General features: G+C 67.3%; 5 protein-coding genes and 1 tRNA gene. 2 read left to right on the top strand and 4 right to left on the bottom strand.

Annotated elements, in window-relative coordinates; all coding sequences use genetic code 11:
• Window positions 1-11: 11 nt before the first annotated feature.
• Window positions 12-1,118, bottom strand: coding sequence for an alpha/beta hydrolase (locus QM732_RS17405; protein WP_415657360.1), 1,107 nt, complete (start codon window positions 1,116-1,118; stop codon window positions 12-14).
• Between the two features lie 211 nt (window positions 1,119-1,329).
• Between QM732_RS17405 and QM732_RS17400 the strand changes: the two genes are divergently transcribed.
• Window positions 1,330-1,403: transfer RNA gene (locus QM732_RS17400), tRNA-Gly, on the top strand.
• Window positions 1,404-1,483: 80 nt separating this feature from the next.
• Here the strand turns inward: QM732_RS17400 and QM732_RS17395 are convergent.
• The 3 genes from QM732_RS17395 to QM732_RS17385 form a co-directional block, all read right to left on the bottom strand.
• A complete protein-coding gene (locus QM732_RS17395) occupies window positions 1,484-2,422 on the bottom strand; it encodes a diguanylate cyclase (RefSeq protein ID WP_415657359.1) in 939 nt (312 codons plus the stop codon).
• Window positions 2,419-5,055, bottom strand: coding sequence for a response regulator (locus tag QM732_RS17390; protein ID WP_415657358.1), 2,637 nt, complete (start codon window positions 5,053-5,055; stop codon window positions 2,419-2,421). Before QM732_RS17390 ends, QM732_RS17395 begins: the two co-directional genes overlap by 4 nt.
• A 130-nt stretch (window positions 5,056-5,185) precedes the next feature.
• Window positions 5,186-6,868 (bottom strand): bifunctional metallophosphatase/5'-nucleotidase, encoded by a 1,683-nt coding sequence (locus QM732_RS17385; protein WP_415657357.1) that lies wholly within the window; start codon window positions 6,866-6,868, stop codon window positions 5,186-5,188.
• A 433-nt stretch (window positions 6,869-7,301) separates the two neighbouring features.
• On the opposite strand from QM732_RS17385, the gene QM732_RS17380 reads away from it, so the two are divergent.
• Window positions 7,302-10,670: a TonB-dependent receptor gene (locus QM732_RS17380; RefSeq protein WP_415657356.1), complete on the top strand. Its 3,369-nt coding sequence runs from the start codon at window positions 7,302-7,304 to the stop codon at window positions 10,668-10,670.
• Window positions 10,671-10,720: the final 50 nt, after the last annotated feature.

Genomic DNA, 10,720 nt, shown 5'->3' with positions numbered 1-10,720 from the left:
GAAGCGCTCGCTCAGGCCGGCTTGCTCATGCCCTTGAAGATGAAGGGCAGAGCCTCGCGCAGCGTCGCCTGCCAGACGGGCCAGTCATGGTCGCCATTCAGGATGCGCAGCTCGGCCTTGATGGACGCCACGCGGGAGACGCGGTTGAACAGCAGGTGCGCCTCCATGTCGATGTCGTTCATCGCCTCAGCCGGGTTGCTCTCCTTCCACTCGTCGTCTCCCGCGGAGATGAACAGGTTCAGGGGCAGCTTCTTGGCCGCGAAGGTTGGTAGCAGGGCCGGATAGGTCTTGCTGCGGTAGATCTCGTCGACGAACAGGGTGTTGCCGCTCCCGAAGGCGCCGAACTCGCGCGTGCTGGAGCCCGCGGGCGGCAGCGGCGTGTAGATGGCCGGGCTCATGACGATGCTGGCACTGAACTGCTCGGGGTAGGCCAGGGCATAGCGCAAGGCGCCATAGGCGCCCATCGAGTAGCCCGCCAGCGCGCGTGCCTCGCGTTGTGGGAGTGTGCGGTAGTTCGCGTCGATGTAGGGCAGCAGTTCGGTGATGAACGCGGTCTCGACCTTGGCGCCCGGCAGTGTGCTGCTGGTGTAGGCCGAGTCGACGTAGTAGCCGCCGCGGTTGCTGGACGGCGCATCCGGCATGACGCCGATGAAGGCCGGGATGGTGCCGGCCGCGATCAGCTCATCGAACATCGCCTGATTGCGCCCCCAGGCGGACAACGTGTCGCCCCGGCCATGCAGCATGTAGACGACCGGGTAGCGCAGGCCTGACGTCGCGTAACCCGGGGGCAGGTAGATCTTGACCCAGCTCTCGTCATTGAGCGCGGTCGAGCGGTAGTGGATCTCGGTGATGGAGCTCGGCCCTGCCGATGCCGGCGGCGGGGGCGGGGGCGGGGGCGGGGGCGTGGATGGCGTCGGCGTGACAATCGCCGGCAGGCCGCCGTCGCCGCCACCGCAGGCGGTGACGCCCAGGCCGCCCAGGCCGGCCAGCACGAGGCCGCGGCGACTGAGGCTGGGCGAAGGCGGCTGGGTGATCACGGCTGTCGCGGGGGCTTGGCGCGGTGCGGGGCTCGCTTGGTCGAGGCCGGCGAGGCCTGACTCATCTTTCGGGGGGATCATGCGGTCTCCTTTTTTTTGTTGGGAGGCCGAGTCTCCGGGCGGCTGCTGCGTGGATGAAGTGGCAGCCGCTTGGTTCACAAGATAGCTTTCCTGTGGTCAGGGTCCGGTTCCACCGTCATCCACCGCCGCAGCGAGCATGTCCGTTGGCGATGGTGCGGATCTACGCGATGGATGCCGCCATTGCCAAACCGCACCTAGAATGACAAGCGTTGCGGGTGTAGTTCAATGGTAGAACGCTAGCTTCCCAAGCTCGATACGTGGGTTCGATTCCCATCACCCGCTCCAAACGCCAACGGCCCTCGCGGGCCGTTTCCGGTGGTGGCAGGCCGGGTGCGAGGCAGTACTGATGCAGGCAATCCGCGCTGTCAGTCCGCCACCCAGCTCACCCGCCCGCGCCCCGCTGCCTTGGCGAGGTATAGCGCCCGGTCCGCCGCTTCGACCAGCCCCTGCGACTGCGTTCCGGCTGACACGCCAAGGCTGATCGTCACGCAGCCCTCCACGCCCGGATGCGGCAGCGCGAGCGCGCGCACGGTGTCCTCCATCAACTGCGCCACGCCGATGGCACCCGCCAGGTCGGTGTCCGGCAACAGGCAGACGAACTCTTCGCCGCCGTAGCGGGCCAGCAGGTCGGTGGGCCGCCGTAGGCAGGCCTTGAGCGCTGCCGCGACGCGCCTCAGGCAGTCGTCGCCCGCGAGATGGCCCAGCGCGTCGTTGTAGCGCTTGAAATGATCGACATCGGCCAGCGCAATGGCCAGTGGCGTGCGGGTGCGCTGGGCGCGTCGTCCCTCGGCGTTGAAGCGCTCATCGAAGTGGCGACGGTTGTGGACACCGGTCAGGCCGTCGACGAAGGCCAGCTCGCGCAGCAAGTCGGACTGTGCCTTGATCGTGAGCTGGGTGCGCACGCGGGCGCGCACGACGGTCGGGTTGAAGGGCTTGGTGATGAAGTCGGCTGCGCCGGAGTCCAGTGCGCGGGTCTCTTCCTCGGGCTGCGTCTGCGCGGTGACGAAGATGACGGGGATGGAGCGCAGCTGCGGGTCAGCCTTGAGCTCAGCGCAGAGTTCGTGGCCGTCCATGCCGGGCATCTGTACATCCAGCAGCACGAGGTCTGGCTGGCGCTCGCGGCAGAGCTGCAGCGCGCTGGCGCCGTTGGTGGCCATCAGCACCTGGCAGTCGGCGGCGAAGACGCGGTGCAGCGCCTGGATGTTGACAGGCTGGTCGTCGACGATGAGCAGGCGAGGGCGGCGACCTGGCGAGGCCTGGCCTGGCTGCAGAGGCGTCAGGCCGGGCAGGGAGAGCTGCATCATGCCTGGACCTCAAGCGTGGCGCGCAGTTGCCGGCACAGGTCCAGCGCGGTGGGGAAGTCGAGTGTGGCCATGGCGGCGGACAGCGGCGCTGCGATGTCGGGCGGCAGCACGGGATGCAGGGCCTCGTGTGCGTCCAGTGCTTCGAGGTCGGCGCCGTCCAGCAGCGCGACGAAGGCGTCCAACTGATGCGCGAACGTGCCCGGCGCAGCGGGTGCGACCGGCGGGCCATCGTGCGGAGCATGGCGTGCCTGCAGGGTGGCGGCAAGGCGGTCCAGCGCGGCGAGGTCGGCCTCGCGGCGCGCGAGGAAGCGGCGGTGCCAGTCGGTGTCGGCCCGGGCGGCGTGCTCGCCCTCGGCCGCCAGGGCGGCCAGTTCGCTGGCTCCGAGCATGGCGGCCAGGCCGCGGTAGCCGTGCAGGCCGCGGGTAGCGCTGCGGCCGCCCTTGGCGAGAGCCTGGGCAAGCTTGCGGTCCTGTTCGTGCAGGGCGGCCAGCGTGCGCTCGAACAGCTCGACGCGGCCCGACATGCGCGCAAGCGCCTCGGCCAGGGCGATGCCGGCGCGGCCCGCGTCAGAGAGCAGTGCCGGCGGCAACTCAACAGCGGCGGCGTGCTCCCGGAGCGGTGCGGCTCCGCAGCGGCGCCGCAACACGGCCACCAGGGTGTCGGGGTCGAAGGGTTTGCCCATGTGCTCGTCCATGCCGGCGTCCAGGCATGCCTGCCGCTCGGAGTCGAGGGCGGCGGCGGTCATCGCAATGATGGGCAGGGTCAGGCCGAGTTGGCGGCGGATGAGCCGGGTTGCCGTCGTGCCGTCCATCACGGGCATCTGCACGTCCATCAGGACGGCGTCGAAGCCGCGCCGGCCGCGTGTCTGGGCGAGCAGTGTCAGGGCCTGCCTGCCGTCCGCGGCCAGCGTGACGGTGGCGCCCTCGAGCTCCAGGAGTTCGCGGGTGACCTGCTGATTGCCGGGGTTGTCTTCGACGAGCAGCAAGCTGAGATCGGCGAGGCGCTGCGGCACAGGCTCGGGCGGCGTGCCGGCGCCGCAGCGCGCGTGTCGAGCTGCGACGACGGCCTGCTCCAGCAACGCCGCCGTGACGGGCTTGACGAGAAAGCCGTCGAGCAGGGCCTGCTCGGCTGCGCTGCGCTGGGAGAGGCGTTCTCGGTCATGGCTGGTGATCATCAGGATCAGCGGCGCTGGGCCGAGGCACTGGCGCAGCCGCACGGCAGCCTGCCAGCCGTCAATGCCCGGCATGACCCAGTCCAGCAGCACGACCTCCGGTGGGTCGTCGGCGACGAGGTCCAGCGCTTCGGCGCCGCCGGCAGCCAGCCTGACTTGCCAGCCCAGCGAGGAGGCCAGCGCGCCGATGATGCGGCGTGCTTCGGCGTGGTCGTCAATGACGAGCGTCTTCAAGGTTTCCCTGGCAAGGCGCGGCGCTGGCACGTTCTCGTCAGCAGGCAAGGGGAAGCTCAGTGTGAAGCTGAAGCGGCTGCCCACGCCGGGCGTGCTTTCGACGTGGATGTCGCCTCCCATCAGGCGTACGAGGCGGCGGCTTATGGCCAGCCCCAGGCCGGTGCCGCCGAAGCGCCGCGCCGTCGATGCCTCGGCCTGGCTGAAGCCGGAGAAAATGCGCTGCTGCTGCTCGGGCGGGATGCCGATCCCGGTATCGCGCACGACGAAGTCCAGCACGATGTTGCCTGCGGTCCGCGCGGCCTGGGTGATGCGGAGCACCACCTCGCCGGTCTGGGTGAACTTGATGGCGTTGCCCGCCAGGTTGATGAGGACCTGCTGCAGGCGCAGCGCATCGGCGACGATGATGGGTGGTAAGCCGGGGTCAAGGTCGAAAAGCAGTTCCAGCCCACGCTTGTCGACGTTCGCGGCCAGGATGACGGAGAGGTCGCGCAGCAGTTCGTCCAGCCGTGTTGGATGCGGGTCCAGGCTGAGGCGGCCGGCCTCGATCTTGGAGAAGTCCAGCACGTCGTTGAGCAGGCCGAGCAGGCCGCGCGCGGCGCCCTCGCTCTTGACGGCGTAGTCTCGTTGGCGAGCGTCCAGGGGGGTCTTCTGCAGCAGCCGCAGCATGCCCAGCACGGCGTTCATCGGCGTGCGGATCTCGTGGCTCATGTTGGCCAGGAAGCGCGTCTTGGCCTGCGAGGCGCGTTCGGCGGCGAGGCGTGCCTGGGCCTGCGGCGTGAGGTCCAGACACGTCAGCACGAGGCCGCCCGGAACAGAGGAGTTCTCTGGCAGCGGCGCAGTGCGGGCCTCGATGATGCGGTCGCCCGTTCGATAGGTCTCGAGGCGACTGGCGCGCTGCTCGCGGCCGAGGGCTAGGGCAGCCTCGACGGCGGCGCGGGTCTGCTCGCCTTGGCCGTAGTCGCCGCGAGCTGCGAAGAAGAAGACGAGGTCGTCGAAGCGCAGCAGCGGCTCTTCGAACAGCGAGGCCGGCACATTCAGCAGGCGCTCGAATTCGGCGTTATGCACGAGCAGGCGGCGCTCGGCATCGAAGACGGCCAGGCCGCAGGGGAGGTGGGCGATGACCTCGCGGATGAGCGGGCTGGCCGGCGGGCCGTCGTCGGCGCTCGCGGCCAGCGCTCCGGCCCGAGGTGGGCCGTCCGCGCCATCTTGTTTCTCCCACGCCGCCATCGCTCTCCCGACCCGCTGGCGCCCGGCGGACAGGCCGGGCGCTTCGAGTCTAGGACGGGTGTCTCAGCGTGTCGGGATGGGGTAGCTACAAGAAGTTACAGGTTTGCCCTAGGGTGCCCGCATAGCTGTTTCAGTCCCGCACGATGCGGCCGGGAGCGGCCTGCGTGACGGCTTGCGGGGCGTCGCGCAGCAGCTCGACGAGAGCGTCGATGTCGGTGCCGAGCACCGCGCGATCGCGGCCATGCTTGAAGCCGGCCTGGGCGTCGCCGCCTTCCGACAGGAAGTTGTTGACGATGACGCGGTAGTCCCGGGTGCGGTTCAGTGGCTGGCCGTCGACGAGGATTTCGCCGAGCTGAGCCACGCCGTCGGCACCCTTGCTCCAGTGGTAGCGCAGCGTGGACGAGGGCTGCAGCATGCGCGGCGCGGCGTCGCCCTTGGGCAATTGGCGCTGCAGGATGTCCCATAGCTGCTGCCCGGTCAGCGTCAGCGCGACGATGTCGTTACCGAAAGGCTGAATGGCCAGCAGGTCGCTCATCGTCGTGGCCTTGCCGGGCTCGACGGTCAGGTCGGCGCGGATGCCGCCCGGGTTCATGAAGGCAATGTCGGCGGGGCCCTGCTTGCGGGCGTAGAGAAGCTGGCTGTCGGCGATCAGGTTGCCCAGCCATGAGTCGCCGTTCGGCTCCTTGGCATGACGTGTTGCGCCGCGCGGTAGCGTGGCGACCGGCTTGTTGCGCGCCGCCTGGGTGAGGGCAGCGGCCTGGGCCACCAGGTTGGCCAGAGCCGGGTTGGGCGCATAGACGGACTGCAGCACCGGGTGGTTGACGGCCTGGGCGTCCAGCACGCGGCCCGCAGCGTCGAGCTTGAGGTGGGTCTCGGTGATCCAGCCACCGTAGCTGCCACCCTGCACGACGAGGCGGCCATTGATCTTGCAGGTGTAGGCTTGGTGGGTGTGGCCGCCGATGATGATGGCGTAGGCCGGATCCAGCCGCTTGGCGATGTCCAGCACGCGTCCGGTCAGCGTCGGACAGGCGTATGTCGGGTCGTTGGCGCTGCTGCCAGGGCCTTGCACGCCGCCTTCATGCATGACGGCCACGAGCACCTGGGCGCCTTCGGCCTTGAGCTGGGGCACAAGTGCGTTCAGGGTGTCGGCCTCGTCAGCGAAGCGAATGCCCTTGATCGCGCGGGCAACGATGACGTGGGGGGTGTCCAGCGTCGCGACGCCGGCGATGCCAACCTTAAAGCCGGCCGACTGCTTCATCACGTGCGTGGGCAGCAGCGGCTTGCCGGTGTTGGCATCCAGCACATTGGCGCCCAGATAGGGGAAGCCGGGGCCTTTGAAGCCAGGCCAGAGGCATTCCGTCGGCGCGCATTCACCGCGCGCCTTGCGAAGCAGTTCGGGCAGCCCGGCGTCGAGCTCGTGGTTGCCCAGCGCGCTGGCTGAGATGTCGAGTTGCGACAGCGCCGCGAGCGTCGGTTCGTCACGCAGCAGGCTGGAGATCAGTGGTGACGCGCCGATCAGGTCACCGCCGGCAATGACGATGGAGTCGGGGTACTTGGCGCGCAGCGTCGCCATCGCCGTGGCCAGGTGGGCCACGCCACCTGCGGGCTGCGCCTTGACCTCACCGGTAGCCGGGTCGGCCACGCGAGGCATCAGCGGCGTGGGCTGGGCGGGCTGGATGTTGCCGTGGAAGTCGTTGATGGAGAACAGCGTCAGCTCGGCCGTCCTGGGGGACTGCTGGGTCGCGCATCCGGCGAGCAGCAGGACGCCGAGCAGCAGGCCGGCACCGAGGCGGTAGGAGGGTGTGTGGACCATGGCGGGGAGGGCTTGAAGAAGGGCGCGATCTTAGAAGTGGGTTTGTTGCCCGAGTTTGTCGCGGTTTCGCGACAAGACCACATGGGCTCTCAATGTTTACATTGTTGAAAGAAATGCACCAATATGGTGCATTTTGGGTTGCGCTGGAGGACTTCGGCGTTTGACGCCCCCAGATGGAGGGGTGTTCGATGTGCACTGTCGCGAGCGAGCGACGCACCGCCCCGGTGCTTCGGCCTGGGCTGCGTGTCGAAAAATGGCCACTTCTGACTTACCCGTAAAGTTCTGTCACAGAAAGTCATGACAATTCTGTTCACCGTCGCGCCCCGCCCCTCTGCAGGGCCGGGCGGCGCGACCACGGGAAGCGCTTCATGACGTTTCCGTGACCATTTTTCGACATCAGCCGCGCCCTGCGCGCACAACAGGAGTGATTGGGATGAGCAACAGGTTTGGATCTGGGTTCCCGCTATCGGCGCTCTGCGCCGCCGTGGCCATCGTGGCCGCAGCACCCGCGATGGCGCAGAACACGACGGCGGCTGTCGCCGGTCGTGTCACGGCCACGGATGGCAAGCCGGTGGCCGGCGCTACGGTGACCATCGTGCACCGGGAGTCCGGTTCCTCGAACACGCAGGTGACCGACGCCGAAGGCCGCTACGGTGCCCGCGGCCTGCGCGTGGGCGGTCCCTACACCATCACGGTGAGCAAGGGTTCCGACCGCAGCGTCCGTGACGACGTCTACCTGCAGCTGGCCGAAACCACCAACTTCGACGTGGCGCTGGGCGCCAACCAACTCGAAGCCGTGGTCGTCACGGGCAGTGCCGCCGCGAACAGCAAGTTCGCCAGCACCGCCATGGGTTCGGGCACCAACCTGAGCCGCGCCGACCTGGACAACTTCGCGTCCATCAGCCGCAGCCTGGCCGACTATGCCCGCACGGACCCGCGCCTGTCGCAGACCGACAAGGAACGTGGCGACATCTCCGCCGCCGGCCAGAACGCCCGCTTCAACTCCGTCACCATCGACGGCGTGCGCGTCAACGACACATTCGGCCTGGAGTCCAACGGCCTGCCGACGCTCAAGCAGCCGATCTCGATCGACGCCATCCAGGCGGTGCAGGTCAACATTTCCAACTACGACGTCACCCAGCAGGGCTATACCGGCGCGAACATCAACGCGGTGACCAAGTCCGGCACGAACGAGTTCAAGGGCAGCGTCTACTACGTCTACCGCGACGCCAACATGGCGGGCGACCGCTTCAATCGCCAGGCAGGCACGACGTTCAAGTCGCCGGCCTTCAAGGAAGACCTGAAGGGCTTCACCCTCGGCGGCCCGATCATCAAGGACAAGCTGTTCTTCTTCGCCAGCTACGAAGAGCTGAAGAGCAGCCGCAACGCCCCGAGCTTCGGCCCGGTGGGCAGCGCGCAAGCCAACGTCGGCATCACCAACGAGCAGATCGCTGCTGCCCAGAAGGTGGCCTCCGACATCTACAAGATCGACATCGGCAGCATGGCGATCCCCACCGGCGTGCAGCTGGTTGCCAAGGACACGCTGCTCAAGCTCGACTGGAACATCTCCGACAAGCACAAGGCCAACCTGCGCTACACGAAGTCGGAGGAAAGCAACCCGATCTTCCCGGGCTTCAGTGCCAACATCCTGACCATGTCCTCGCACTGGTACAGCCAGGACAAGACGCTGGAGACGCTGGTGGGGCAGTTGTTCTCCGAATGGACGGACACCTTCTCCACCGAGCTGAAGGTCTCCAAGCGCGACTACGCGAGCGACCCGAAGAACAACAGCGACCTGCCGCAGATCAGCCTGGTCTGGACGACGCCGGCCCCGACCGGTACTGCCACTGGCAACCGCACGCTGCGCTTCGGCACCGAGCAAAGCCGCCACTTCAACAGCCTGAAGACCAAGACGCTGGACGCGTACTTCGCCGGCAACCTGATGCTTGATGATCATGAGATCAAGGCCGGTGCCGACCTGCAACGCAACGAGATCTTCAACGCCTTCCTGCAGAACACCAAGGGCACGTACACCTTCAGCGGCACCGACCCGGTCGCGATGTGGCAGAACAGCCAGGTCACGTCCTATACGGTGCAACTGCCCCTGGCCGGCAACACGCTGACTGACGGTGCCGCCAACTGGACGCTGAGCAACGTCGGTGTGTTCATTCAGGACACCTGGAATGTCAACAAGCGCCTGACCCTGACCGGCGGCATCCGAGTCGACATGCTCAGCACGGGCGACCGTCCCAAGGCCAACGCTGCGGCGTCCAGCCCCATGATCGCGGGCAACCCGGCCACGAATACGCGCCAGTCGGGCGGCTTCGGCTACGACAACACCCGCACGCTGGACGGCGAGAAGTTGGTGCAGCCGCGCTTCGGCTTCAACTATGCGCTGGATCCGGTGGACAAGCGCAAGTCGCAGGTCCGCGGCGGCTTCGGTCTGTTCATGGGCTCGGCAGCTTCGGTCTGGCTGACCAACCCCTACCAGAACACCGGCGTCACCACCGCCAACTTCAGCTGCAGCGCGACGACGACGCCTTGCTCCACCATCCAGTTCACGCCCAACACCGGCGCACAGCCGATCGTGACCGGTACGCCGCCGGCTGCCAACGTCGACTTCATCGGCCCCAATACCAGCCAGCCCTCGGTCTGGAAGATGAACCTGGCCTGGGACGGCGAACTGCCCTGGTACGGCCTGGTGGCCGGTGCCGAGCTGCTGCACACCAAGGTCAATGACGGCCTGTACTACAAGCACCTGAACCTGGGCGCTGCCACCCGCACCTCGCCCGTCGACGGTCGCGACATGTTCTACAACGCCGGCGGCAGCAACCCGCTGTGCTTTGCCGGCGGCAACGACAGCAACCCGACCGGCTGCCTGAGCAACAAGGCTCTCAGCAACCTGTCCTATGGCACGGTGACCGTCGTCGAGAACACGAAGAAGGGCAGCGGCAACGCGCTGACCCTGTCGCTGAGCGCTCCCACGCGCAACGGCTTCGGCTGGGGCGTGGCCTACACCCGCACCAGCGCCACGGAAGTCAGCCCGCTGACCTCCTCGACCTCGAACTCGAACTGGCTGAACCGTTCCATCTTCAACCCGAACGAGGAAGTGGCCGCGAACTCGGCTTCGCTGATCCGCAACCGCTTCAACGCCCAGATGAATTTCTCGAAGGCGTTCTTCGGCAAGTACAAGACCAGCTTCGGCGTGGTCTATGAGGGTCGCGATGGCCGTCCGTACAGCTGGGTCTTCGCCAACGACATGAACGGCGACGGTGTGTCCGGCAACGACCTGCTGTACATCCCGAAGGGCCCCGGCTCCGGCGAGGTGCTGTTCCGCCTGCCCAACACTGGCTCCACCATCACCAACGCTGCTGCGCTGAGTGCCTACCAGCAGAGCACGGCTGCCCAGGCAGAAGCCAAGTTCTGGTCCATCGTCGACAGCGAGCCGGGCCTGCGCAAGTTCAAGGGCGGCGTGGTGGGCCGCAACTCCGCCTACTCCAAGTTCACGAACAGCTTCGACGTGCGCGTGAGCCAGGAGGTGCCGGGCCTGTTCAACAACAACAAGGGCGTGCTGACGCTGGACATCCTGAACTTCGGCAACCTGATCAACAAGCGTTGGGGCCGCATCGACGAAGCACCGTTCGGTGCAGGCAACAGCCGCACCTTCGTTCGCTACGCCGGTATCGACTCGGCCACGGGCAAGATGATCTACTCGGTCAACGATCCGCAGGACTTCATCAACAAGCAGACCCGCGGCGAATCGTCGTGGGCCATGCAGGTGACGGGCCGCTACGAGTTCTAACGACGAGCAGGAAATGGCCGAGCCGCTTCACGAGCTCGGCCAAAGCGAGG

Origin of the sequence: Roseateles sp., assembly GCF_047654805.1 — a bacterium.
Classification (GTDB): Bacteria; Pseudomonadota; Gammaproteobacteria; order Burkholderiales; family Burkholderiaceae_C; genus Pelomonas.
The sequence above is the reverse complement of the archived record's forward strand: the minus strand, read 5'-3'. Positions and strand labels throughout refer to the sequence as shown.

Bases quoted from the DNA above. Each gene is read 5' to 3' on its own strand.
- QM732_RS17405 (WP_415657360.1), bottom strand. From the start codon at position 1,118: ATGATCCCCCCGAAAGATGAGTCAGGCCTCGCCGGCCTCGACCAAGCG.
- QM732_RS17395 (WP_415657359.1), bottom strand. From the start codon at position 2,422: ATGATGCAGCTCTCCCTGCCCGGCCTGACGCCTCTGCAGCCAGGCCAG.
- QM732_RS17390 (WP_415657358.1), bottom strand. From the start codon at position 5,055: ATGGCGGCGTGGGAGAAACAAGATGGCGCGGACGGCCCACCTCGGGCC.
- QM732_RS17385 (WP_415657357.1), bottom strand. From the start codon at position 6,868: ATGGTCCACACACCCTCCTACCGCCTCGGTGCCGGCCTGCTGCTCGGC.
- QM732_RS17380 (WP_415657356.1), top strand. From the start codon at position 7,302: ATGAGCAACAGGTTTGGATCTGGGTTCCCGCTATCGGCGCTCTGCGCC.